Raw genomic sequence first — 25,794 nt, forward strand, 5'->3', positions numbered from 1 at the left:
TCCTTTCAGGCTAAAAGAGAACAATAACTGATGAATGACATTTGGTGGCAGACCCAGGGTTCGGGAAATTGCCATCTTGTGCTGCTGCACGGATGGGGACTGAATGCGGAAGTATGGCATTGCATAAGTGAGGAACTGAGCTCGCATTTTACGCTGCACCTTGTCGACTTGCCGGGATTTGGTCGCAGTCAGGGTTTCGGCGCAATGTCGCTGGAAGAGATGGCTGAACGGGTATTAAGACAGGCGCCGGAGAACGCTATCTGGCTCGGCTGGAGTCTTGGCGGGCTGGTCGCAAGTCAGGTGGCGTTAACGCACCCTGAGCGTGTTCAGGCGTTGGTGACCGTCGCGTCTTCACCTTGCTTTAGCGCGCGCGATGAATGGCCGGGCATTAAGCCGGAAGTGCTGGCAGGTTTCCAGCAGCAACTGAGCGAAGATTTTCAGCGTACAGTGGAGCGTTTTCTGGCATTGCAAACGATGGGCACGGAAACCGCGCGTCAGGATGCGCGGGCGCTGAAGAAAACGGTGCTGGCTTTACCCATGCCGAAAGTCGAGGTGCTTAATGGCGGACTGGAGATCCTGAAAACAGTCGATCTGCGTGAGCCGTTATGCTCGGTGGATAAGCCTTTCCTGCGGATGTACGGTTATCTTGATGGTTTGGTTCCGCGCAAAGTCGTCCCGATGCTGGATACCCTGTGGCCACTGAGCGAGTCGTTGGTGTTTGCCAAAGCCGCGCATGCGCCGTTTATCTCACATCCAACGGAGTTCTGCTCAGCGCTGGTGGCGTTAAAACAGCGGCTATAAATCCGCTGTTTTGCCCGGTAGAATCATGCTGCCGGGCTGGGAATTAATGGCTGAACGTAGCCAGATCCTCAGCAGTCAGGCCGGTGATTCTGCAGATAGTCAGCGGGTCTATGCCATCAGCCTGCATGGTTGTTGCAATGCGCAGAGCTTCCTCACGTTTGCCTTGTTGCAAACCCTCTCGTAACCCTTTCCTGTGACCTTCCTGAAGACCATTAAGGTGCCCTTCCTGACGTAATCTTTCGGCAATTGTCATCAACTTTTCCTTGTGTTGAGGTAAACGTTCGGCGACCTGGTGAATAAATTCGCTAAAACGCGCGGTGTCCCCGGCCTGCATCAGGTAATTAAACAGGGCTTTCAACTGGTTGTCATTAGCGTGTCCTTTAACAAGCAGGATGGCGAGTTTTTCTACTAACCCCATCAAATCTCGTTTACGAATATGTTTTTGGATGAGCTCCAGCAGCGCCATCCGGCGGTGCTGCATGATCTCGTCATCTGGCACAACGGTGATATCGACCAATGGAAATGCTGTGGCATAAAGTGGTCTGGCTGCCTCCGGGTTGTCAAATTCGTCCAGCCAGCAGAGTGAATATGGATATGGGCTGACGGTACCATGATAAAAAAGTATGGGGATCACCAACAGTAGTTTCTTATGGCCCGCGTCCAGATGCCTCTGCATTACGGCAATGGCATAGCGCATGAGGCGAAATGCCATATGAGCATCCGCGGTACTCTGATGTTCAATGATGGTGTAAATGTAGCCATCGCCTTCACGAGTTTTCAGCGACCACAACACGTCTGAATAGTACGCGCGCAAATCATCTTCAATAAAGCTGCCCGATTCCAGTTGTAGTGTGTTCAGATCGCAAAGTGCACGTAAAGAGTCGGGTAGATGAAGTTGCAGAAAATCGCGGGCGGTCGCTGGGTGGTTCAAAAACGTTTTGAAAATCGCGTCATGCGGCGTAGCTGTCGTGTCAGTATTCATGGCGAACCGTCACCTGGGAAATAAGATGACGAGACTCTACTTGCCCGATCGACAGTAATCATCCACGAGTTGATAGTTCTGCGCGGAAGGCAGAGGGATAGATCTGTTTTGCTGAAACAGTGAAATCGTTGTGGGAGCCGTTACGCAAAAAGCCGGATATCAGCATAAACGCTGAATCCGGCAGGAGCGGCACACTAGCGCAAAGCCCACCACTCGCGCAGGCAGGCTTTACCTTCCGGGCAACTCTTGCAGCTTCCGGACAGACACCCATCGGCATCTTCCTGAATCCGCACCGCTTTGCCCATCTTTTCTAACTGATTCAGCATGGCGTCAATCATTGGCTGCGGGGTATGCAGCGTGTGGCTAATTTGCTTTGCCTCCATACGCCCCCGCAGCGCCAGTAAATCACGAACCTGAATAAGCGATGCCATTGTTGACGACCTTAGTGGCAATCGCCAGTGGTACTGGAACAGCAGGAGCTAGCCGTTCTGTTGGTTGACAGCAGTGAGAGATCCACCCGGCTGCGGGCACGGCGCAGCAGACCCAGCAATACGATGTTAAACAGGATGACGGCTAAGATGCACACCAGACTGTAAGTCGGATGCTCTTTGTAACTGACGGTCTGATAAAACAGCGTCGACAGTGAATAGGCGATGTTCAGGCCCCACAGGATCGAGAAGCCCATCCAACCACGGCTTGATTCACGTGCGATAGCACCCATCACTGAAATGCACGGGACATACAGCAGCACGAAAATCAGGTAGCTGTACGCGGCGGCGGCGCTGCCAAATTTCTCGCCCATCACGCCCATTGCGCCTGTAGCCATCTCGCCGTCGCCTTTGCTGGCTTCGATAGGGTTGGCCAGAACGCTCAGGCTAAAGGTATCTTTCAGGCTTTGCCAGGTTTCATCCACCGCACTGAACAGCTCTTCACCGAGGTGGAAATCTGCCGGATTGAACTCTTCTTCCTGAATGTTTTCTGCGGTATAGAGCGTGTTCAGCGTACCGACAACCACTTCTTTCGCCATCGCGCCGGTAAACAGACCTACGGTTGCCTGCCAGTTATCTTCGTGAACGCCAATCGGCTTAAAGACTGGGGTAATAACGCGGCTAACGGAGGCCAGAGCAGAGTCGTTGATGTTGTCGACGATTTTTCCGCTCAGCGAGAAGCTGTTAAACGCGCTGAGGAAAATGCTGACGATGATGATGACTTTACCGGCACGCAGCACGAAGCCTTTCAGGCGTTGCCAGGTCTGAATAATCAGGCTCTTGATGTGCGGCACATGGTACACCGGAAGCTCCATCACGAACGGTGTTGCTTCGCCACGCATGATGGTGTGTTTGAGCATCAGACCGGTCAGTACCGCCATGATGATACCCAGTACATACAATGAGAAGACCGCTAGCGCGCCGTTCTGACCAAAGAAAGCCGCGGCAAAGACGGCGAAAATCGCCAGGCGTGCGCCGCAGGACATAAACGGCGCCATCATGATGGTCATCAGACGTTCACGTGGGGCATCCAGGGTACGGGCCCCCATCACCGACGGTACGTTGCAGCCAAAACCGACTATCAGCGGGACAAACGATTTACCCGGCAGTCCCAGCGCCTGCATCAGGCGGTCCATCACAAACGCAGCGCGCGCCATGTAACCGGAGTCTTCAAGGAAGGAGAGGAACAGGTACATCATGCCGATTTGCGGTACCAACGGTAGCACGGTGTTAATCCCGCCGCCAAGACCTTGCGCCAGGAAGATGGTCAGCCAGTCCGGGAAGTGCAGCGTATAGCCAATCCATTGAATACCATGAATAAATAGCGCCACGGAACCCACATCGAATAACGGCTGCAGCGCGCCGCCAATGTTAATGGCGAGCAGGAACATCAGGTACATCACGAACAGGAAAATTGGCAGCCCAAGGAAACGGTTGAGGACAATTTTATCCACCGCGGTAGTGAAACGGCTCGGCTCTGCCGTCAGGGTATTACTGACGGTATCGCAGATTGCGGCGATGCATTGGTAACGCGCATCGGCGATATGCAGCGCCGGATCGTCCATTGTTTCGCTCAGACGCGCAATGGCGGCATCGAGGTTTTGCGCGGCGTCACCGGCGTAGGCACGGCTGTAGATATCGCCTTCCAGCATTTGCAGGCCCAGCCAGCGGCGCTGTTTTAGCGGCATATCTTTGGCCATCGCGTCAGCGAGGGAATCGGCTTCCTGCAGCAGCGGCTGGGCATAATGCACCAGTTCGACGGTGTCGTTTTCCTTGTAGCGATCGATCGCCAGCTTCAGCGCTTCAATGCCGCGGGCGCGGGTGGAGACCAGCGGAACCACCGGGCAGCCAAGACGGGCGGAGAGGGCGTCGATATCAATACGGATTTGCTGTTTCTCAGCAATATCCAGCATGTTCAGGGCGACGATACAGGGAATACCCAGCTCAAGCAGTTGCAACGTCAGGTAGAGGTTGCGCTCAAGGTTTGAGGCATCGACCACGTTGATCAACAGATCCGCGTCGCCGCTTAAAATGTAGTGACAGGCGATTTGCTCATCGAGAGAGGTCTGTGATGAGATTGTCGTCAGTGAATAGGTGCCGGGTAAGTCGACCAGCGTGACCTGATGGTCCGTCGTGGCGAAATGACCTTCTTTACGTTCAACGGTAACGCCAGCCCAGTTGCCTACACGCTGACGCGCGCCGGTGAGCTGGTTGAATAAGGTTGTCTTGCCGGAATTAGGATTACCAATTAAACCAATGGTTAGTTTTTTCATTTTTATAGACTCACTGTATTAACAGGATACCGCTTCCACTTCTAATAACGCCAAATCCTTTTTACGCAATACCAGACTTACGCGACGCGTTTCAATATGGATGGGATCGCCGAGCGGGGCGACGCGAACCACGTTGAAGGATGAGCCGGGTAGCATGCCAAGTGACAACAGTTTCTGACGATAAGCCGGGCTGATTTCACGGGCAAAACCGGTAATTTTCCACGCACTGTCAGGAGTGAATTGCATAGGGACCTACTTATATCTCGCTAACTGGGTGATTACCTCATGGGGCGACAGGGCGGCATGAGACCAGATGATTAGCCAACGTAAGGAAAGAGTAAATAATCAACAAAACAATGATAATGAGAATGGTTTCTATCATCAATAGAATAAGTGTGACGGAATGTACAATTAGATAATAATTTGAGCCAATTTTGATATTCCTCAATATTTATTCTGGTTGGGGACGAATGATTCGCGCTAGCAATTATTGAAATCCTTAATGTTTAATTAAGGTTTCATCTGTTAATGAAGTGATAAATATAATGAGGAAGAGAGAAGATAATATAGCAAATATGCCGGATACGGTATTTACACCGCTATCCGGCACATGATCCAAACTTAGCGCTTTTTACCCATTGCCGCTGCCAGCGCATCCATCATCGCGCTGTTGCCCGCAGGCTGAGCGTCACGGCCACGAGGTTTCGCGGCTTTTGGTGCCGGACGATTGCCCTGAGTACGATCGCTATTTCCGCCGCTGCGGCGCGCGTTGGTTTCACCTGGCTGCTCATCCAGACGCATAGTCAGCGCGATACGCTTACGCTGCAGGTCTACTTCCAGCACTTTTACCTTCACAATATCACCCGCTTTCACCACGGTGTGTGGATCTTCGACGAACTTATTTGACAGTGAAGAAATGTGCACCAAACCGTCCTGGTGTACGCCGATATCGACAAACGCGCCGAAGTTGGTGACGTTGGTGACAGCCCCTTCCAGAATCATTCCCGGTTGCAGATCGTTCATGGTTTCTACGCCGTCAGCAAACTGTGCGGTTTTGAATTCAGGACGCGGGTCGCGGCCCGGTTTTTCCAGCTCTCTGATAATGTCGGTGACGGTTGGTACCCCGAAACGTTCGTCGGTAAAGTCGGACGCTTTCAGATTACGCAGTTCTGTGCTGTTGCCCATCAGATCACGCAGCGATTGCTCGGTGGCAGCCAGAATGCGTTCCACAATCGGATACGCTTCCGGGTGAACGGTGGAAGCATCCAGCGGATTATCGCCGTGATTGATACGCAGGAAGCCCGCGCACTGCTCAAAGGCTTTAGGTCCCAGGCGGCTGACTTTGAGCAGTTGTTGGCGGTTCTGGAACTGGCCGTTCTCATCGCGCCAGGCGACGATGTTTTGCGCCATCATGCGCGTCAGGCCCGCCACGCGGGTCAGCAGCGGTACGGAGGCGGTGTTCAGATCAACGCCGACGGCGTTTACGCAGTCTTCCACGACCGCATCCAGCTTACGCGCCAGCTGCGTCTGGCTGACGTCGTGTTGATACTGGCCCACACCGATAGATTTCGGATCGATTTTCACCAGCTCAGCCAGCGGATCCTGCAGACGACGGGCGATAGACACCGCCCCACGCAGCGAAACATCGAGGTCCGGGAACTCCAGGGCCGCCAGCTCGGAAGCGGAGTACACTGATGCGCCGGCTTCGCTGACGATTACTTTCTGCGCGGTGACTTGCGGGAACTGTTTCTGTACATCGAGGAAGAAACGCTCGGTTTCGCGCGACGCCGTACCGTTACCAATCGCCACCAGCTCAACGTTGTATTTTTCACATAACGCCGCAACGGCGACGGCGGCTTTGGCGGCCTGACCGGTATGCGGATAAATGGTATCGGTAGCGACCAGTTTGCCGGTACCGTCAACCACAGCCACTTTTACCCCGGTACGCAGACCCGGATCGAGGCCCATTGTGGCGCGCAGTCCGGCTGGGGCGGCCATCAGCAGGTCATGCAGGTTGCGGGCAAAGACGTTAATCGCTTCATCTTCCGCACGTTCGCGCACGGTACCCATCAGCTCGGTTTCAAGGTGCATCAGCACTTTGATGCGCCACGTCCAGCTCACAACGCCTTTACGCCAGCTGTCGGCAGGTGCGTTATTCAGGCGCAGTCCCAGATGATCCTGGATAATCTGCTCGCCGTGGCTCTCTTTTGGCGGCTCATCGAATTGCGGGTCGGCATTCAGAGAAAGCTGTAACACGCCTTCGTTACGACCACGAAACATGGCCAGCGCACGGTGGGATGGCACGGTAGAAATCGGTTCATGGTGGTCGAAATAGTCACGGAACTTCGCCCCTTCCTCTTCTTTACCGCTGACCACGGTAGAAACCAAATGCGCGTTTTTCCACAGGTAATCACGAACTTTTGCCAGCAGCGCGGCGTCTTCTGCGAAACGCTCCATCAGAATGTAGCGCGCGCCGTCGAGAGCGGCTTTGGTGTCCGCCACGCCGTTTTCGGCGTTGAGGTATTTTGCGGCTTCCGTTTCCGGGTCGTGGGAGGGGTCGTTCCACAGCAGATCAGCCAGCGGCTCCAGCCCGGCTTCAATGGCGATTTGCCCACGGGTGCGGCGCTTGGGTTTGTACGGCAGATAGAGATCTTCGAGTTCGGTCTTACTTAACGTACCGTTGATCGCATTCGCCAGATCATCGGTCAGTTTGCCTTGCTCGCCGATAGATTTCAGGATCGCCTGACGGCGGTCTTCCAGTTCACGCAGATATCCCAGACGGGTCTCCAGATTACGCAATTGCGTATCGTCCAGACCGCCGGTGATTTCCTTACGATAACGTGCGATAAACGGCACGGTGTTCCCTTCATCAAGCAGGCGAACGGCAGCTTCTACCTGTTCAGCACGAGCCTGAATTTCACCTGCGATAATGCGGCAGAAAGAATCATTCATCATGGATAGCTTCGTCTATAGGATAAAAAATCAGGGGATAGTTATACGGATTGACTGGCAAAAATGCCAGTCATCTACGGGGGCTTCGGATTGTTCCGGTCTCACTTCACGTATTCGATCTCATTTACATACCAACTGGCTTCGCCGCCAGGGGTGTTGACTACCGCGAGATCGCCGACCTCTTTTTTCAGCAGCGCCCGCGCCATTGGCGAATCGATAGAGATGTAATCTTTACGACCGAAGATCTCATCGTAGCCGACAATGCGGAATTTGCGGATGTCGCCATCGTCATTTTCAATCTCGACCCATGCGCCGAAGAAGACTTTGCCTTCCTGTTGCGGGGAGTAATCGACGATTTTCAGATTTTCCATGCACTTGGTCAAATAACGAACGCGGCGGTCAATCTCGCGCAGGCGCTTTTTATTATACTGGTAGTCGGCATTTTCGCTGCGGTCGCCCAGACTTGCGGCCCAGGTGACCTTTTTGGTGACTTCCGGGCGCTCTTCACGCCAGAGATAATTCAGCTCTTGTTTGAGTTTTTCATACCCTTCACGGGTTATCAGGGGCGTTTTCATCTTATTGTTTTACCTTCGACTCTGTGATGATGCGCACAATTAGTATTACGTGAGCATATCAACAGAATAAATAATGTATTGCGAGAAACATTGTATACTTAAGCTGCTGTTTAATATGCTTTGTAACAATTTAGCCTGGAATTCATACCAGAATTCGCTGGTGACTCACGTGAGCTTTCTTAAGAATATACACTTAATTGTTGCGAACCTTTGGGAGTAATAACAATGCAAGAGAACTATAAGATTCTGGTGGTCGATGACGACATGCGCTTACGTGCGCTTCTGGAACGTTATCTGACCGAGCAGGGCTTCCAGGTTCGAAGCGTCGCAAACGCTGAGCAGATGGATCGTCTGCTGACCCGTGAGTCCTTCCACCTGATGGTGCTGGATTTAATGCTGCCGGGTGAAGACGGCCTATCTATTTGCCGTCGCCTGCGCAGCCAAAGCAACCCGATGCCGATCATTATGGTGACCGCGAAGGGTGAAGAAGTTGATCGTATCGTAGGGCTGGAAATCGGCGCTGACGATTACATTCCGAAACCGTTTAACCCGCGTGAACTGCTGGCGCGTATTCGTGCCGTACTGCGTCGTCAGGCGAACGAACTGCCGGGCGCACCTTCTCAGGAAGAAGCGGTTATTGCCTTTGGTAAGTTCAAACTGAACCTCGGTACGCGTGAAATGTTCCGCGAAGATGAGCCGATGCCGCTCACCAGCGGGGAGTTTGCGGTACTGAAAGCGCTGGTAAGCCACCCGCGTGAGCCGCTGTCTCGCGACAAGCTGATGAACCTGGCCCGTGGTCGTGAATACTCGGCGATGGAACGTTCTATCGACGTACAGATTTCTCGTCTGCGCCGTATGGTGGAAGAAGATCCGGCGCATCCGCGTTATATTCAGACCGTATGGGGCCTGGGCTACGTTTTTGTTCCGGACGGTTCTAAAGCATGAGGCGAATGCGCTTCTCGCCACGAAGTTCGTTTGCCCGCACATTATTGCTCATCGTCACCTTGCTGTTTGCCAGCCTGGTGACGACTTATCTGGTCGTGCTGAACTTCGCGATTTTGCCGAGCCTCCAGCAGTTTAATAAGGTCCTGGCCTACGAAGTTCGTATGCTGATGACCGATAAACTGCAGCTGGAGGACGGTACACAACTGGTGGTGCCTCCCGCGTTTCGTCGGGAAATTTATCGTGAGTTGGGTATTTCCCTCTATTCCAACGAGGCCGCTGAAGAGGCCGGACTGCGTTGGGCGCAACACTATGAATTCTTAAGTCATCAGATGGCGCAGCAGTTGGGTGGCCCGACAGAAGTCCGCGTTGAGGTCAACAAAAGCTCGCCGGTCGTGTGGCTGAAAACCTGGCTGTCGCCCAATATCTGGGTACGTGTGCCGCTCACTGAAATCCATCAGGGTGATTTCTCGCCGCTGTTCCGCTATACGTTGGCGATCATGCTGCTGGCCATTGGCGGCGCATGGCTATTTATTCGTATTCAGAACCGACCGCTGGTGGATCTTGAACATGCGGCGTTGCAGGTAGGGAAAGGTATTATTCCGCCGCCGTTGCGTGAGTATGGCGCTTCTGAGGTGCGTTCTGTTACCCGTGCCTTTAACCATATGGCGGCAGGCGTGAAGCAACTGGCCGATGACCGTACATTGCTGATGGCAGGGGTGAGCCACGATCTACGTACTCCACTGACGCGTATCCGTCTGGCGACGGAAATGATGGGCGAGGAAGACGGTTATCTCGCAGAATCCATCAATAAGGACATCGAAGAGTGTAACGCTATTATCGAGCAGTTTATCGATTATCTGCGTACCGGTCAGGAGATGCCGATGGAGATGGCAGATCTGAACTCGGTGTTAGGCGAAGTGGTCGCGGCGGAAAGCGGCTATGAGCGTGAAATTGAGACTGCGCTGCTGCCGGGCAACATTCAGGTGAAGATGCATCCACTGTCGATCAAGCGTGCGGTTGCCAATATGGTGGTTAATGCCGCCCGCTATGGTAACGGCTGGATTAAGGTCAGTAGCGGTATGGAGCCGCATCGCGCCTGGTTCCAGGTGGAAGATGATGGTCCGGGTATCAAGCCGGAGCAGCGTAAACATCTGTTCCAGCCGTTTGTCCGCGGGGACAGCGCGCGTAGTACCAGCGGTACGGGTCTGGGGCTGGCGATTGTGCAGCGTATTATCGATAACCATAACGGTATGTTGGAAATTGGCACCAGCGAGCGGGGTGGGTTGTCGATTCGCGCCTGGCTTCCGGTGCCCTTCACTCGTGCGCAGGGCACCACGAAAGACGCATAAAAAAAGGGAGGCGAAATGCCTCCCTTTTTGTTGTTGTAGGCCGGATAAGGCGAAACCGCCATCCGGCAACGTCAATTACAGCTTCGGCCCGGCGCTAACCAGCGCTTCACCTGCTGGGGTGTCGGTGTACTTCTCGAAATTCTCGATAAACAGTTTCGCCAGTGCGTTGGCTTTTTCCTGCCACTGCTCCGGTGACGCGTAGGTGTTACGCGGATCGAGAATGCGAGTATCCACGCCCGGCAGTTCGGTTGGGATAGCCAGGTCAAACATCGGCAGACGGAATGTTTCTGCGTCGTCCAGTGAACCGTTCAGAATGGCGTCGATAATCGCGCGAGTATCTTTGATGGAGATACGCTTACCGGTACCGTTCCAGCCGGTGTTAACCAGATACGCCTGCGCACCTGCCGCCTGCATACGTTTCACCAGCACCTCTGCGTACTGCGTTGGGTGCAGCGTCAAAAATGCTGCGCCAAAGCAAGCAGAGAAGGTTGGGGTCGGTTCAGTGACGCCACGCTCGGTACCGGCCAGTTTAGCGGTAAAGCCAGACAGGAAGTGGTACTGCGTTTGATCGGCGGTCAGGCGAGAAACCGGCGGCAGCACGCCAAACGCGTCGGCGGTCAGGAAGATAACCTTAGTGGCATGACCCGCTTTTGACACCGGCTTAACAATATTCTCGATGTGATAAATCGGGTAGGAAACACGGGTGTTCTCGGTTTTGGAACCGTCGTCGAAATCGATGGAACCATCTCCGCGCACGGTAACGTTTTCCAACAGCGCGTCACGACGGATCGCGTTGTAGATTTCCGGCTCGGCCTCTTTAGACAGTTTGATGGTCTTGGCGTAGCAACCGCCTTCGAAGTTAAACACGCCATCGTCATCCCAACCGTGTTCATCATCGCCGATCAGGCGGCGTTTGGGGTCGGTGGACAGCGTGGTTTTACCGGTGCCGGACAGGCCAAAGAAGACCGCCACATCACCTTTTTCCCCGACGTTTGCCGAGCAGTGCATAGAGGCGATGCCCTTCAGCGGCAGCAGGTAGTTCATGACGGAGAACATCCCTTTTTTCATCTCGCCGCCGTACCAGGTACCACCAATCAACTGAATGCGTTCAGTCAGGTTGAATGCCACGAAGTTTTCTGAGTTCAGACCCTGCTCTTTCCATTGCGGGTTGGTGCATTTAGCTCCGTTCATTACGATAAAATCAGGTTTAAAATCAATCAGTTCTTCGTCGCTTGGGCGGATGAACATATTTTTGACAAAATGCGCCTGCCAGGCCACTTCGGTAATAAAGCGCACGGAAAGACGGGTATCGGCGTTAGCGCCGCAGAACGCGTCAACGATAAACAGGCGTTTGCCAGAGAGTTGCTGGGTGACTAACCCTTTCAGATGTTGCCAGGTTTCCGGGGAGAGCGGTTTGTTGTCGTTCTTGCCTTTACCTTTGTCTGACCACCACAGCGTATCTCGCGTGGTGTCGTCGCGGACAATGTACTTATCCTTCGGCGAACGCCCGGTAAAGATACCGGTATCAACAGCAACGGCGCCCAGATCCGTTAACACGCCACGCTCATAACCTTCCAGATTTGGATCAAGTTCTTCCTGATACAACAGGTCGTAGCTGGGATTGTAAACGATATCCTGAACGTCATTGATACCATAAGCCTTGAGATCTTGCGGGGTTAAACTGTTGTTCACACGCATTTCACTGCTCCTTAGCCAATATGTATTACCTGGAATAGTAAGGTTTTTTTGGGATTGCTAACCGCGACAAGGCTCATAGATTTACGCATCCGGAAAAACCACAGGCGACCGAATGCGCTGCGACTCCTGTCACAAAGAGGCAGATATTATGGCAGGAAACCCTTTTTTGTTGTGGAAAATGTTCTTAAAACGTTAATAGAGAGTGTTTTTGACGGGAATCTTGTGAGTGTAATCGCATTCACGTAAGAAAAATACGTAACTCATACATAAACAATATCGATTCACTTCCCGTCGTCATGGTTCGAAAAAGGTCAGTCAATACTCAAAATTGTGAAGTTGATGCGATTATGGGGCTTTCTCGTGATGCTGGATGACGACATGGATAGCGTTGAACTTTCACAAACGACTAGCGGGAGTATGAGATCTATTGGTATGCGGCAGGTGGGGGCTAATGAGTAAGCAGGAGCTAGCCCGGCAGAGCAAACTACCGGGCTAATAACTTAATGGACCTGTGGGTCTGCTGGAGAAGCGTTGCTGCGGATCTCAGCAATATCCATAGCGTTAAACAGATAGTGGCTACCGCAGTAATCGCAGTGCATATCGATCTCGCCTTCTTCCGCCAGAATGCTGTCCACTTCTTCGTCCGGCAGCGTTTTCAGTGCGCCTGCGCAGCGTTCGCGTGAACAGGTGCATTTGAACTCAACGTCCTGCGGATCGTAGAGAGTGACTTCCTCTTCGTGGTACAAACGCCACAGCACTTCGTTGGCTGGCAGCGTCAACAGCTCTTCGGTTTTGATGGTTTCGGTCAAAGCGGTGAGGTGATCGAAATCATCTGCCTGCGCGTTTTGCGCCGGCATCACCTGCAGCAGCATCCCACCAGCGGCGGGTTTGCCATCGACGTCGCCAGTTCGGATAAACAGACGAGTCGGTAGCTGTTCAGAACGCATGAAGTAATCTTCCAGACAGGCGGCCAGCGTATCGCCTTCCAGACCGACCACCCCCTGATAACGCTCGCCTTCTTCCGGCGTAATGGTGATCACCAGGTAGCCGTTGCCTACCAGCGTTTTCAGATCCGCGCCTTCAGGAATATCACCCTGCATGCGGGCCACGCCACGCATCTGCTGGTTGTTATTGCCGTTGATGACGGCCAGGCTCAGCGGACCATCGCCCTGCAACTGAACGGTGATATCGCCAGCAAACTTCAGCGTAGCGGTGAGCAGACTGGTGGCAACCAGCAGTTCAGCCAGCACGTTTTTGACCGGCTGCGGGTAAGTATGGTTTTCGAGGATCTGTTGCAGGGTTTCCGAAACGGTCACCAGCTCGCCGCGCACGGCAAAGTTTTCAAACAGATAACGATGTAATTGGTCATGTTGCGGCATAATCATCTCTCTTGCAGGTGACAGTCACTCGCTGTCGCCGTGTTTAAATCGTAACAGGTCGCGGCGTTCTTTCTTGTCCGGTCGTCTGTCCGGGTGCGGCATGGTTAACGCGTTAAGTTTACGCGCCAGCGCCATTTTTTCGCGTTTTTCCACGCTTTCCGCGGTTTCTTCATACAGCGTAACGGCTTCCGTGGCCGGGCGACGCTGCTCGGTAATGGCCTTGATAATGACCGTTCGCTCGTCATTTCCCTGGCGCAGGGTGAGGGTGGCGTTCAGCTCGACAATCTTGCTCGGCTTACTGCGCTGGCCGTTGTAATGCACCTTACCGCCTTCAACCATTTCGCGGGCCAGCGCACGCGTTTTATAAAAGCGCGCAGCCCATAGCCATTTATCCAGCCTGACTTCAGCAGAGGGCTTTTCTTTCATGGCGTCTCCTTCACATCAGTGAGGGGATCAGTCGGCGGTAGTCATTCAATGACGGATGGCGTGCGTACTGTTTTTCCGCAATACCTGAGTCGGGATTGGTTACGCCGAGGCAGTAACGAATGCCGAACAGAGCAGCGGCGTCGAGAATGGGTTCGCTATCGTCAATAAACAGCGTCTTCTCTGCACTCATTCCCGTTTCTTCAGCCACAGCGTGCCATAACCGCTGATCCTCTTTGGGATAACCAAATGTGTGGGTGGAAAGTAATAAATCAAGGTGCGAGGCCAGACCGGTATGCTCTAGTTTTACCGCGAGATTATGCGGATGTGCGTTGGTGAGCAAAATACGGCGTTTGCCGCTGGCTTTCAAAGCATCAAGAAACGGTACGGTATCTTCACGCAAAACGGCGCGTGGTCCCTGTTCCGTTGTCATGGCGCAAATATCCAGATCCAGGCACTCGCTCCAGTAATCCAGGCAGTACCAGTTTAGCGTATGCTGCACGGCATGATACTGCTGGCGAATATAGTCCTGGGCTTCCTGGGGAGAGATGCCCTGCTTCGCGCCGTAGGTTTCCGGCACCAGTTTTTGCCAGAAATAATTGTCGAATGCCAGATCGAGTAGCGTGCCGTCCATATCCAGCAACACAGTGTCGACATCCTGCCAGGCAATATTGATATGCATGGAAACTCCCCAGAAGAAAACATGATGCGCGACAGGGTAGCATATCCTGGCGCGCGAGCGTGTTATCGAATCAGGCTTTCCGGGTCGTCAATCAGCGTTGGGTTGAGGCAACTTTCGTAGTAGCTCTGAATTTCCGCGATGCGCGAACGATGGCGCTGGTAGCGTCTGAATGCCTGAACGCTGTTATAGATAGTGCATCCGAGCATGGAGAGCATCAGCAGCGTCGTGCCAAGGTAGCGCCATAATCCTGAACGATCCGGGATTCGGTGCAGGCCAATGTGCTGAGTACCGTTGGCGTCGGTAGAGATATTGGTGACAATCCCCTCCGCGCGAAATGGTGTTTGCATTAGCATCTGAGCCAGACGCTGGAAGGCGTTCCACTGTTCTTGCGGCGGGTAGTCATACAGAGAGGTCGACGGCCAGGGCTGATCCACCAGATCGCTGCCTTCGTCGCTGATAATCAAAAAACCGCCAGGGGCAGGGCTATTCAGCGCCTGGGCCGCACGCGCTGTCTCGCGTGCAATAAACGGCGCCGTAGAGGTATTCACCAGATTATCCAGCGACTCTGCGCTTACTGGACGCAACAATACGTTTACGCCATCCAGTTTTCCGGCGTTAGCGCGTTTCACCAGCGCAGCCCAGTCTTTACTGTTACCGAGGTTAACCAGCGCATTTTTTAAGCGTACGCATTCATCTTTGGCTGCGCACAAATCGGCTGTTTTCAGGACAATTTCACCAAAATCGTCCAGTAACACCATGCCGGACTTTTGGATTGCCGAACGTAACGACGCGCTGACGCGGGAATCATCATCCGGTTTGGGGTGCAACTGGCGGTTTACGGCCTGCGTGAGCGCGGTGGCTTTATTCACCAGATCGGATTCAGGAAGCGGTAGCGCGCGCGCGTCATTCCAGATAATTTGCGTGCAATCAAAAGGCATGAACGGCGTGGCGGGCTGTGTATTCCAGCTCCCTTGGGTATGAATGTTACACATACCTGTGCCGCTCAGGTGTAGCGTGTCCCCCACGCGGACGCCCGCGTTCTCAAGCTGTTTCACGCTGGTGGCTTCGATAGTCTGTGCACCTTTCATCCACGAAAGCGTGAATTTTATCGGCATATCTAACGGGATCCAGAACAGTAGCATCAGCAGCACCAGCAGCGAACCGCCTGCGATAACGGCATTGCGTAGCCAGTGTTGCAACGGGAAATTTTTAACTTCGTCGTGCAGGGATAAAAAACGCCCCTGGCGAACAACGTGGCGATCGAGATAAATATCGATATCCGTTTGCTGACCGAGATCCTGCGCAATGTATGGCTGCCAGTGAGGGGGGTAGATCAGATCAATAATACCCAGAGAGATATTGTTAATTTGCTCCTGGTCGTTCTCGCCAAACAATCCCCAGCGACGCGGTGTCCCGCGCAGACAATGAATTTCTCGCAGGGCGGTTTTAGATGGCGGAGCGAACAGCCCCCACAGACCTGCACCCAGCAACAGCACCGCGCCACCGACTGCCCACGGCACAAACGTATCCGGGATGATTAAACATAAAAAGAACAGCAGGAATGATGCGGCAATCAGTAACGCTTCGCGTAATCCAGAAGGGCGGCTGAGCGCATATTCTTCATGGGTTTCCTGACGAATATTCAGTAGTTCGATTTGTTCGCTTTCTTCACCGCGAATGGACGCCTGGGTAGAGGCGGTATGCTGTAACGCATAGCCACGCGCTTCCTGCATATATTCCTGCAGCGTGTGGCCGTTTAGCGAAATAACCAGCGGCAACGTATTGGTGTGGATCAGCTCAACGCTGTTTTCGTCATTGATGTATTGTTCCCAAAAAGGCGGCAAATGCACCTCAACGGAATCAAGATAATAGCGCCATTTGTTAGGATCGTCGGTGGTAATGCCGTAACGTGTAATCGCGTGCGTAAGCACAATGACGCTGTTACTTTGGGCATTCAGCGTTAACGATACCGGCGCAGAGCTGGCACCCGTTGGACCCGGTACTTGCTGAATTTGACTAAGGCTTTCGAGATAGTTTTCGACAGCGCTGCGTTCTTCAGGCGTAAGTTTACGCTTCGCGGCGTCTGAAAAGACGTTGCTCAAGGGTAAATTTTTCCGTCTGGATTTCGTTCTGAGTCGCCACCCTGCGAGCAATGAGCAGGCCAGCAAAGCAGCTAAAAAAATCAGAATGGTGCTCATGCTTTCCCCATCTTACTTAGTCTGTCAGGCGTGGTCAGTCGCACCCTGTTCAATATTCGTGATTCTTTAGTTGGCTATCGGCAAGTGTGGAGTTGAACTTGAGCATCTTAAAGCGCAGTCCAGTAAATGCGAATCATAGCAAAATCACTAAAAATGGAATATCAGCAAATTCCTAGAGTTATTTCAACCTATTGACTTTTAATTTGAAATAGGGATTAACTTTTAGTACGTTACATAAATGTAAATAAACGGCAATTCACGTTGCCGAAACCGTGCGGTATATCGCACAATGACCCCAGATTTCACAGCAAAGATCCTCACAATGAGCAAATCATTACAAAAACCCACGATTTTGAAAGTGGAAACCGTCGCCCAATCCCGGCTGTTTAAGGTCGAAAGCGTGGACCTTGAGTTCAGCAATGGCGTACGCCGCGTTTATGAACGTATGCGGCCCTCCACGCGTGAAGCGGTAATGATTGTGCCGATTGTGGATGACCACCTGATCCTTATCCGCGAATACGCGGTCGGGACCGAGTCCTACGAACTGGGTTTTTCCAAAGGATTAATTGATCCCGGTGAAAGCGTATTTGAGGCGGCGAATCGGGAACTGAAAGAAGAGGTGGGATTTGGCGCGAAAGATCTGACTTTTTTGAAGAAACTCAGCATGGCGCCATCTTATTTCTCCAGCAAGATGAACATTGTGGTGGCAGAGGATCTTTATCCTGAATCGCTGGAAGGGGATGAACCTGAGCCATTACCGCAGGTACGCTGGCCACTCGCGCATATGATGGATTTGCTGGAGGATCCTGATTTCCACGAAGCGCGCAATGTGAGCGCGTTGTTCCTCGTACGCGAATGGCTGAAAGGGCAGGGCCGGCTTTAATATCTATCCCGCTAAATACACAAACAATAAAAAAGGCGCCGAAGCGCCTTTTTTGATCAGAACAGTTCGTGTGTCTCACCATTATCGATAATGGTTGTCCCTACCTCGTGTACCGCCTGCTGCGTTGGCTGAGTACCTTCAATGAAATACTCTGCACGGCTGTTACCGCCGCTCGCCAGTTGACCGGTACTGCGATCGATATTGACTGTCACAATACCCGGCGGCGGCGTCAACGGCTGCTCAGGCACGCCTTCCAGCACGGATTTCATGTAAGCATCCCACGCAGGCTGTGCGCTCTTCGCGCCGCCTTCATAGCCGGAGATTTGATCTTTGATCGCCCCGGAAGCTGTCGTGTGACCCAGATTGCGGCGATGATCATCAAAGCCGATCCATACTGACGTCACTACGCCTGGCCCGTAACCGGAGAACCATGCATCTTTCGAACTGTTGGTGGTCCCGGTTTTCCCGCCGATATCATGACGCTGTAAATCGCGACCGGCACGCCAACCAGTTCCCATCCAGCCGGGTTCACCAAAGATATTGGTGTTCAGCGCGCTTTTAATCAGGAAGGCCAGCGGCGTGTTGATCACGTGCGGAGCGTACTCCTGCGTTCCACTTTGCGCGACCAACGCCTGATTCGCCTGCTCAAGCTGCGGCATAGGCACGGCAGCATTCTGCTGTTCCTGCGAGACAGCGACATCTTCTACATTGCTGTTTTCCAGCACGTTAGATTTCTGGGTATCGCCATAAATCACCGGGATATCACAATCCGGGCAGGCAATTTTTGGCTTCGCTTCGAAGATAACGCCGCCCATATCGCTTTCGATCTTACTGATGAAATACGGATCGACCAGGAAACCTCCGTTCGCCATCACCGCGTAACCGCGCGCCACCTGCATTGGCGTGAACGAGGCGGAACCCAGCGCCAGCGACTCGGTGTGCACAATGTTCTGTGCCGGGAAGCCGAAACGTTGCAGATACTCTGCCGCGTAATCCACGCCCATGGCGCGCATGGCACGGACCATCACTACGTTTTTCGACTGGCCCAGACCCTGACGTAAACGGATAGGACCAGCATACTGCGGCGGTGAGTTCTTCGGCTGCCAGTCGGAACCGGCACCGGCATCCCATCGGGAGATCGGCACGTCGTTGAGCATACTCGCCAGCGTCAGACCTTTATCCATCGCGGCGGTATAGAGGAATGGTTTGATGTTGGAACCCACCTGGCGTAGCGCCTGGGTTGCACGGTTAAACTTGCTCTGGTTGAAGTCAAAACCACCCACCAACGCCAGCACCGCGCCGTTTTGCGGATTAATAGAAACCAGGGCGGAGTTAACGTCCGGCACTTGCGCCAGCCACCAGGCATCGCCAACCTGGCGTACCCAGATTTGCTGACCGGCCTGTACCACATCTGTCACTTTACGCGGTGTCGGACCTTGCTGGGTATCCGAGCGGTAAGGACGCGCCCAGCGCATGCCATCCATCCGTAATGACACTGACGTACCATCCGCCAGCGCGGCAATGGCTTCCTGCGGATTGGCGCTGGTGACAACCGCCGGCAACAGTGGCCCATATGTTGGCAGCGCTTTCAGCGTATCGGTAATTTTTTTGCTGTCCCAACTGCCTTCGCCCACTTTCCACAGCACGTTTGACGGGCCGCGGTAGCCGTGGCGCATGTCGTAATCCATCACGTTGTTACGTACTGCCTGCTGAGCCGCCTGCTGCACTTTGCGCGTAATGGTGGTGGTGATGCGATACCCGTCTTCATAGGCTTTCTCGCCATAGCGGTTATACATCTCCTGGCGCACCATCTCAGACAGATACGGCGCAGAGAAGGCGATTTCCGGCGCGTGGTAGTTGGCGTCAATGGCTTCATTACGCGCCTGATCGTACTGGGCCTGCGTAATGTAGTTTTCACTCAGCATACGCGACAGCACGACGTTACGTCGCGCGGTGGCACGGTCCATCGAATAGAGAGGGTTGAAGGTTGACGGCGCTTTTGGCAGACCGGCAATCACTGCAATCTCACTTAAGCTGAGCTGATCGACCGTCTTACCGAAATAGACCTGTGCGGCAGCACCCACGCCATAGGCGCGATACCCCAGGTAGATCTTGTTCAGATACAGCTCGAGGATCTCATCTTTACTCAACAATTGTTCAATGCGGATCGCCAGAAACACTTCTTTGATCTTACGCATCAGCGTACGTTCCGGGCTCAGGAAGAAGTTTCTCGCCAACTGCTGGGTAATAGTACTCGCCCCTTGTGAAGCGTGACCGGAGAACAATGCGACGCTGGCAGCACGGAAGATCCCCACCGGGTCTACCCCGTGGTGCTCATAAAAGCGGCTGTCTTCTGTGGCGATAAAAGCTTTGACCATCACTGGCGGCATCTGATCCAGCGTGACCGGGATTCGACGTTTCTCGCCATATTGCGCGATCAGCTCGCCGTCAGCGCTGTAAACCTGCATCGGGATCTGTAAACGCACATCTTTGAGCGTCGCGACGTCAGGTAATTGCGGCTCAATATAGCGATAGAGGCCATAAATCGAGCCTGCTCCCAGCAGGATGCAACATACTGCAAGGATTAATAAATACTTTACGAACTTCACTGGAGATTTCCCATTTAGTGGCATTTGGGCAGTTTATAAACAAACGCGCGGTAGTATAAAGGCAAGCCAGACGCATTGATATACCCGTTAAAGCAACGGGTGATAAGGAGATCATCAGCAATGGCTTTCAATATCTGGAAAATTGGTCTGCATATTCAGCAACATGAAGCGCTGGCTGCCGCTGTCGTTCGCGACGCGACCGGTTGGTTTCTACAGCGCTGGTGGCGTATGCCGCTGGCACCTCAGGTTATCGTTGATGGCCACATTCGCGAGCCTGAACAGCTTGTCGCAACGCTACTGCCGTGGAGCCGTGAGCTTCCTCGCCGACATCATATTCATCTCTCCTTTCCCGCCAATAGGACGTTACAAAAAAAGTTTCCTCGCCCGGCAATATCCTTGCGCGAGCCAGAGCAAACCGCATGGTTGTCCGGTTCGATGGCGCGTGAACTGGATATGTCGCCGGATGCGCTGCATTTTGATTATAGCGAAGACACGTTGAACCCGGCGTTTAACGTCACCGCCGCGCAAAGCAAAGAGATTTCAACGCTGCTGACGTTAATACAAACGCTGAAAGTACAGGTTAAAGCGATTACGCCGGACGCCAGCGCCTTACAACGATTTATTCCTTATTTACCCGAAGATCAACAGTGTCTGGTATGGCGTGATGATACCCAGTGGCTATGGGCGACCCGCTCGTCATGGGGGCGAAAATTGACGAGCGATATTAGCCGTCTCGACGAACTCGCCGCGACGTTATCTCTTTCCCCGGCAGCCATTGCGCTATGCGACCCCAGCGGATTCGATCCGTTAAACGTCGTGTCCGTTCGCCAGCCGCCAATTCCACCGCAAAGTCACCGCTTTGCCATTGCATTGGGACTGGCCATGGGAGGAACGTATTGATGATAGCGACCATCAATCTTCTGCCCTGGCGTCAGACACGACGGTATGCCTGTTTGAGCTACTGGGGGGTTTTCTTTGGCGCTTCGCTGCTGCTGAGCATTGGCGTGACGTTAATTTATTCCAGTGTTTTTAGCATGGAAAACCGGGTCGAACTCCTGCTGGTAGAGGCTGAAAATGAACGCATAGCGGCGCTGACGGCGCTAAAGCCTCGTTTGCAGCAGCGTCTGCAACAATGGCAACAGGTACAAGCGCGAAACAAACAGCGTGACCAGACCCAAAGCTGGCAACAGATTCTGCAACAGCTGGCGGAATTACTCCCGGAACAGGCGTGGTTAACCAAAATGACCTGGCAGCAAGGGACGCTGGAGCTGACCGGAAATACGTTGAGCTTTGCCGCCCTTAAGTCACTGGAAACTCAATTACGCCAGCAGCCGTGGTTTGCGTTAAATCGCCCCGGCGAAACGCAGCAGGATGCCCAAGGGCGCTGGCAATTCCACTATCGTCTGACGCGGAGTGACACGCATGATAACGCTCTGTGATGCCTGGCTGGCGCAGTCGCCGCGCTTTCGATTTATGTGCGCATGCGGCTGGATTTTAGGGCTGCTTATGATGGTAGCGCTATGTCTTCACCCCGCCACCAGGCAGCGGGGTATGCGACAACAGGCGCTGAACCAGCAACGTACTGCCATTGAGACGCAATGGCGAAACCTATATCTGCTGGCGTCATCGCCAGCAGAGTCTGAAGAAACGTTTACTCCGTTTTCCCCGCTGCTGTTTCAGACCCCCCTTGCACGTCTTGTTCACTGGCAACCCACCATTAAGGGCGGGGAGATGACGCTGAGGCCAGCGTGGGATGCTATCCCGCCGATGTTTGCCCAACTGGCGGAACAAGGGATGAACGTCAGCCGGTTTTCTCTCAGTGTAGAAGGCGCTGAACTGCTGTTAACGCTACAGCTGGAACATCTGAATGACGGTTGAACGCTGGCTGTTGGCGTGCATTAGCGTGCTGATCCTGACCGGTATGCGCAATCCCTTCTTACCGCCGGAAGATCCTTGCCAGATAGCCGAGCTGTCGACGTGGCGCTATCAGGGCATGGTGAGCGTGGGTGAGCGACCGATCGGCATCGTGCAGGATGGGCAGCACAAATGGCGGCGAGTTGAGCGAAACGACGTCCTGAAAAACGGCTGGACGATTTCGCAGATAACGGCTGAAAGCTTAACTCTCAACACAGAGAAAAGCTGCGAGCCTGCTCAATGGCAGTGGCAACGACAGGGAGCGATAAATGAATCGATGGATGAGATGGATAGCCATGATGCTGCTGGTCGTGGTGCCCGGCGAGCTGGCGGGAAAACCGCAAAACGTAACGCTGGTGGTGGATGATGTGCCTGTTGTGCAGGTTTTGCAGGCCCTGGCGGAACAAGAAAAGAAAAACCTGGTGGTTTCACCGGATGTTGGCGGGGTGCTGTCACTTCATCTGACCGATGTGCCCTGGAAGCAGGCATTGCAAACGGTCGTGAAAAGCGCCGGATTGGTGCTACGTCAGGAGGGCAACATTCTGCATGTGCATTCTGTGCAATGGCAGAGTGAAAATGCGGCCCGCCAGGAAAATGAACAGGCGCGGATTCAGGCCAGCCTGCCTTTGGAACAACGCAACATCATTTTGCAATACGCTGACGCCGCCGAGTTGGCAAAAGCTGGAGAGAAGCTGCTGAGCGCCAAAGGCAGCATGACGGTTGATAAACGAACCAACCGCTTACTGCTGCGTGATAATAGCGTGGTGCTTAACGCGCTGGAAAAATGGGTGGCGCAAATGGATCTACCCGTTGAACAGGTCGAACTGGCGGCGCATATCGTCACGATTAATGAAAAAAGTTTGCGCGAGCTGGGGGTTAAATGGTCGCTGGCTGAAGCGCAACAACCGGGGGCGGTGGGGAATGTCACCACGCTTGCCAGCGATCTTTCGGTGCCCGCGGCGACATCCGGTGTGGGATTTAATATTGGTCGTATTAACGGTCGGTTACTGGAACTGGAGTTGTCGGCACTGGAGCAAAAACAGCAGCTTGATATCATCGCCAGCCCGCGATTACTGGCTTCTCATCTGCAACCTGCCAGTATTAAGCAGGGCAGCGAGATCCCGTATCAGGTCTCCAGCGGAGAAAGCGGGGCGACATCCGTCGAGTTTAAAGAAGCGGTCCTGGGGATGGAGGTTACGCCCACTGTTTTGCAGAAAGGTCGAATCAGGTTGAAACTGCATATTAGCCAGAATGTTCCCGGGCAGGTGCTACAACAAGCTGATGGTGAAGTTCTGGCTATCGATAAGCAGGAAATTGAAACACAGGTTGAGGTAAAAAGCGGAGAGACGATCGCGTTGGGCGGCATTTTTTCACATAAAAATAAATCTGCGGCTGACAGCGTACCGTTGTTAGGCGACATCCCCTGGCTTGGCTCTCTTTTTCGTCACGATGGAAAAGAAGATGAACGTCGGGAGTTAGTGGTCTTTATTACGCCCAGACTGGTGTCAACGGAATAACTTATGCATGAAAAACCGTTGTTTTTGCACTGAACACGTTTCAGGGATTTGACGTGGGGGTGTATTTAGCATACAAGGAGTACCGATTTGAGCGTCGGTACTTTTCTTTACTTGTGCGGCAATGAATACGCTTTGCCTTTCTGGTGGTGTGTCATAGGCTTATTTAGCCGTCATTTGACTGCGCGATACGTCGCCAGGTCTGATGTTTGCAGGGCTGCATGCCTGTCACGACCAGAAATGCGTAGGGTTTGGTGATTTATTCAGTTGCCAAACCCGCTTGAGTATTGAGATAATTTTCAGTCTGACTCTCGCAATATCTTATGAGGTTTCAGTTCATGTCCTGCTGCGCTGGGTGTCTGCGAAGCGGGTTTACCATTAACGAATAGTCTTAGTAGTACCGAAAAAATGGCAGAGAAACGCAATATCTTTCTGGTTGGGCCTATGGGTGCCGGAAAAAGCACTATTGGGCGGCAGTTAGCTCAACAACTCAATATGGAATTTTACGATTCTGATCAAGAGATTGAGAAACGAACCGGAGCTGATGTGGGCTGGGTCTTCGATGTAGAAGGTGAAGACGGCTTCCGTGATCGCGAAGAAAAAGTCATCAACGAGTTGACGGAAAAACAGGGTATTGTGCTGGCAACTGGCGGTGGCTCTGTAAAATCACGTGAAACACGTAACCGTCTCTCCGCGCGTGGCGTCGTGGTCTATCTTGAAACGACAATTGAAAAACAACTTGCGCGTACTCAACGTGACAAGAAACGCCCGCTGCTGCAGGTAGAATCACCGCCTCGTGAAGTTCTGGAAGCGTTGGCTGACGAACGCAATCCTCTGTACGAAGAGATTGCAGACGTGACCATTCGCACTGACGATCAGAGCGCAAAAGTCGTAGCAAACCAGATTATTCACATGTTGGAAAGCAACTAATTCTGGCCGAATACACACTCGTCTGCGGGTACAAGTAACTAAGGTGGATGTCGCGTAATGGAGAGGATCACAGTCACTCTCGGGGAACGTAGTTACCCTATCACCATCGCGGCTGGTTTGTTCAATGAGCCAGCTTCATTCTTACCGCTGAAATCGGGCGATCAGGTTATGTTGGTGACCAACGAAACCCTGGCTCCCCTGTATCTCGATAAGGTTCGCGGCGTACTTGAACAGGCGGGTGTTAACGTTGATAGCGTTATCCTTCCCGATGGCGAACAGTATAAAAGCCTGACGGTTCTGGACACGGTCTTCACCGCGTTACTGCAAAAACCGCACGGTCGTGATACCACGTTAGTCGCACTTGGCGGCGGCGTGATTGGCGATCTGACCGGTTTTGCGGCAGCCAGTTATCAGCGCGGTGTTCGTTTCATTCAAGTCCCGACAACCCTCTTGTCGCAGGTCGACTCCTCCGTTGGCGGCAAAACTGCCGTAAACCATCCCCTCGGTAAAAACATGATTGGCGCGTTTTACCAACCAGCCTCCGTGGTGGTGGATCTCGATTGCCTGAAAACGCTTCCTGCGCGTGAGCTGGCATCGGGGCTGGCGGAAGTCATCAAATACGGCATCATTCTTGACGGTGAGTTTTTCAACTGGCTGGAAGACAATCTGGACGCGTTATTGCGTCTGGACGGTCCGGCAATGGCGTACTGTATTCGCCGTTGTTGTGAGCTGAAAGCAGAAGTTGTCGCAGCAGACGAGCGCGAAATGGGCTTACGTGCTTTACTGAATCTGGGACACACGTTCGGCCATGCAATCGAAGCTGAAATGGGTTATGGCAATTGGTTACATGGTGAAGCCGTCGCAGCAGGTATGGTAATGGCTGCTCGTACGTCAGAACGTTTGGGTCAGTTTACCTCCGCGGATACGCAGCGCATTATTACGCTGCTACAGCGAGCAGGCTTACCGGTTAATGGGCCGCGTGAAATGTCTACCGAGGCTTATTTGCCGCACATGCTGCGAGATAAAAAAGTGTTAGCGGGAGAGATTCGTTTAGTGCTTCCGCGGGCAATAGGGAAGAGTGAAGTGCGCGGCGGAGTGTCGCACGAGGTGGTTCTTAACGCTATTGCTGATTGCCAGCAGGCGTAACAACAAGAAAGGTCCGACGTACGTTGCAAAACGTAGGTCTTTTAGCTTCAGGT

General features: G+C 53.2%; 23 protein-coding genes. 11 read left to right on the forward strand and 12 right to left on the reverse strand.

Annotated elements, in window-relative coordinates:
• Positions 1-30: 30 nt before the first annotated feature.
• Positions 31-801 carry a pimeloyl-ACP methyl ester esterase BioH gene (gene bioH / locus FDX11_RS19570; protein ID WP_042311907.1) on the forward strand — a complete coding sequence of 257 codons (771 nt, stop codon included), beginning with the start codon at positions 31-33 and terminating at the stop codon, positions 799-801.
• A 43-nt stretch (positions 802-844) separates the two neighbouring features.
• Here the strand turns inward: bioH and FDX11_RS19575 are convergent, their stop codons facing one another.
• The 6 genes from FDX11_RS19575 to greB all read right to left on the reverse strand — a co-directional run bounded on the left by FDX11_RS19575 (position 845) and on the right by greB (position 8,071).
• Positions 845-1,783, reverse strand: a complete 939-nt coding sequence (locus FDX11_RS19575; protein ID WP_042311910.1) for an Rpn family recombination-promoting nuclease/putative transposase — start codon at positions 1,781-1,783, stop codon at positions 845-847.
• Between the two features lie 194 nt (positions 1,784-1,977).
• Positions 1,978-2,214, reverse strand: a complete 237-nt coding sequence (gene feoC, locus FDX11_RS19580) for a [Fe-S]-dependent transcriptional repressor FeoC (protein ID WP_038634895.1) — start codon at positions 2,212-2,214, stop codon at positions 1,978-1,980.
• Between the two features lie 11 nt (positions 2,215-2,225).
• Entirely contained in the window at positions 2,226-4,544 is a 2,319-nt protein-coding gene (gene feoB / locus FDX11_RS19585; RefSeq protein WP_042311913.1) for a Fe(2+) transporter permease subunit FeoB, read from the reverse strand.
• 18 nt (positions 4,545-4,562) lie between these two features.
• Positions 4,563-4,790 (reverse strand): ferrous iron transporter A, encoded by a 228-nt coding sequence (gene feoA, locus FDX11_RS19590; protein WP_003023519.1) that lies wholly within the window; start codon positions 4,788-4,790, stop codon positions 4,563-4,565.
• A gap of 375 nt (positions 4,791-5,165) precedes the next feature.
• Positions 5,166-7,499, reverse strand: a complete 2,334-nt coding sequence (locus tag FDX11_RS19595) for a Tex family protein (RefSeq protein ID WP_079225880.1) — start codon at positions 7,497-7,499, stop codon at positions 5,166-5,168.
• Between the two features lie 98 nt (positions 7,500-7,597).
• Positions 7,598-8,071 carry a transcription elongation factor GreB gene (greB, locus tag FDX11_RS19600; RefSeq protein WP_003023524.1) on the reverse strand — a complete coding sequence of 158 codons (474 nt, stop codon included), beginning with the start codon at positions 8,069-8,071 and terminating at the stop codon, positions 7,598-7,600.
• A gap of 225 nt (positions 8,072-8,296) precedes the next feature.
• Between greB and ompR the strand changes: the two genes are divergently transcribed.
• Together ompR and envZ are read left to right on the forward strand one after the other, a co-directional pair.
• Positions 8,297-9,016 (forward strand): two-component system response regulator OmpR, encoded by a 720-nt coding sequence (gene ompR / locus FDX11_RS19605; protein WP_001157751.1) that lies wholly within the window; start codon positions 8,297-8,299, stop codon positions 9,014-9,016.
• Positions 9,013-10,365 (forward strand): two-component system sensor histidine kinase EnvZ, encoded by a 1,353-nt coding sequence (envZ, locus tag FDX11_RS19610; RefSeq protein WP_042311918.1) that lies wholly within the window; start codon positions 9,013-9,015, stop codon positions 10,363-10,365. Before ompR ends, envZ begins: the two co-directional genes overlap by 4 nt.
• A gap of 75 nt (positions 10,366-10,440) precedes the next feature.
• Here the strand turns inward: envZ and pckA are convergent, their stop codons facing one another.
• The 5 genes from pckA to igaA form a co-directional block, all read right to left on the reverse strand.
• On the reverse strand, positions 10,441-12,063 hold the full coding sequence (gene pckA, locus FDX11_RS19615; RefSeq protein ID WP_137350123.1) for a phosphoenolpyruvate carboxykinase (ATP): 1,623 nt from the start codon (positions 12,061-12,063) through the stop codon (positions 10,441-10,443).
• A 500-nt stretch (positions 12,064-12,563) separates the two neighbouring features.
• Positions 12,564-13,442: an Hsp33 family molecular chaperone HslO gene (hslO, locus tag FDX11_RS19620; protein WP_016157640.1), complete on the reverse strand. Its 879-nt coding sequence runs from the start codon at positions 13,440-13,442 to the stop codon at positions 12,564-12,566.
• 24 nt (positions 13,443-13,466) lie between these two features.
• Entirely contained in the window at positions 13,467-13,868 is a 402-nt protein-coding gene (gene hslR / locus FDX11_RS19625; protein ID WP_003837900.1) for a ribosome-associated heat shock protein Hsp15, read from the reverse strand.
• 10 nt (positions 13,869-13,878) lie between these two features.
• On the reverse strand, positions 13,879-14,547 hold the full coding sequence (gene yrfG / locus FDX11_RS19630) for a GMP/IMP nucleotidase (protein WP_042311923.1): 669 nt from the start codon (positions 14,545-14,547) through the stop codon (positions 13,879-13,881).
• A 62-nt stretch (positions 14,548-14,609) separates the two neighbouring features.
• Complete coding sequence (gene igaA, locus FDX11_RS19635) at positions 14,610-16,745, reverse strand: intracellular growth attenuator protein IgaA (RefSeq protein WP_137398408.1); 2,136 nt, start codon at positions 16,743-16,745, stop codon at positions 14,610-14,612.
• A 322-nt stretch (positions 16,746-17,067) separates the two neighbouring features.
• Here igaA and nudE point away from each other — a divergent pair, with 322 nt between their 5' ends.
• Positions 17,068-17,628 (forward strand): ADP compounds hydrolase NudE, encoded by a 561-nt coding sequence (gene nudE / locus FDX11_RS19640; protein ID WP_038634868.1) that lies wholly within the window; start codon positions 17,068-17,070, stop codon positions 17,626-17,628.
• A gap of 56 nt (positions 17,629-17,684) precedes the next feature.
• On the opposite strand, the gene mrcA is transcribed toward nudE, so the two are convergent.
• Positions 17,685-20,237, reverse strand: coding sequence for a peptidoglycan glycosyltransferase/peptidoglycan DD-transpeptidase MrcA (gene mrcA / locus FDX11_RS19645; protein WP_042311928.1), 2,553 nt, complete (start codon positions 20,235-20,237; stop codon positions 17,685-17,687).
• 120 nt (positions 20,238-20,357) lie between these two features.
• Here mrcA and FDX11_RS19650 point away from each other — a divergent pair, with 120 nt between their 5' ends.
• The 7 genes from FDX11_RS19650 (at position 20,358) to aroB (ending at position 25,741) form a co-directional block, all read left to right on the forward strand.
• Positions 20,358-21,137 carry a type II secretion system protein GspL gene (locus FDX11_RS19650; protein WP_137398409.1) on the forward strand — a complete coding sequence of 260 codons (780 nt, stop codon included), beginning with the start codon at positions 20,358-20,360 and terminating at the stop codon, positions 21,135-21,137.
• A complete protein-coding gene (locus FDX11_RS19655) occupies positions 21,137-21,676 on the forward strand; it encodes a PilN domain-containing protein (protein ID WP_137398410.1) in 540 nt (179 codons plus the stop codon). The genes FDX11_RS19650 and FDX11_RS19655 overlap by 1 nt, the downstream gene beginning before the upstream one ends.
• Entirely contained in the window at positions 21,660-22,115 is a 456-nt protein-coding gene (locus tag FDX11_RS19660) for a hypothetical protein (protein WP_137398411.1), read from the forward strand. The genes FDX11_RS19655 and FDX11_RS19660 overlap by 17 nt, the downstream gene beginning before the upstream one ends.
• The gene (locus FDX11_RS19665) at positions 22,105-22,518 is read left to right on the forward strand and encodes a HofP DNA utilization family protein (RefSeq protein WP_061381002.1); all 414 of its coding nucleotides are present in this window, start codon (positions 22,105-22,107) and stop codon (positions 22,516-22,518) included. Before FDX11_RS19660 ends, FDX11_RS19665 begins: the two co-directional genes overlap by 11 nt.
• Positions 22,433-23,668: a DNA uptake porin HofQ gene (gene hofQ, locus FDX11_RS19670; RefSeq protein ID WP_170975621.1), complete on the forward strand. Its 1,236-nt coding sequence runs from the start codon at positions 22,433-22,435 to the stop codon at positions 23,666-23,668. The genes FDX11_RS19665 and hofQ overlap by 86 nt, the downstream gene beginning before the upstream one ends.
• Before the next feature lie 405 nt (positions 23,669-24,073).
• A complete protein-coding gene (gene aroK / locus FDX11_RS19675) occupies positions 24,074-24,595 on the forward strand; it encodes a shikimate kinase AroK (RefSeq protein ID WP_003023552.1) in 522 nt (173 codons plus the stop codon).
• A gap of 57 nt (positions 24,596-24,652) precedes the next feature.
• Positions 24,653-25,741: a 3-dehydroquinate synthase gene (gene aroB, locus FDX11_RS19680; RefSeq protein WP_061381003.1), complete on the forward strand. Its 1,089-nt coding sequence runs from the start codon at positions 24,653-24,655 to the stop codon at positions 25,739-25,741.
• Positions 25,742-25,794 lie beyond the last annotated feature (53 nt).

Origin of the sequence: Citrobacter sp. wls714 (genome assembly GCF_005281025.1) — a bacterium.
GTDB lineage: Bacteria > Pseudomonadota > Gammaproteobacteria > Enterobacterales > Enterobacteriaceae > Citrobacter > Citrobacter werkmanii.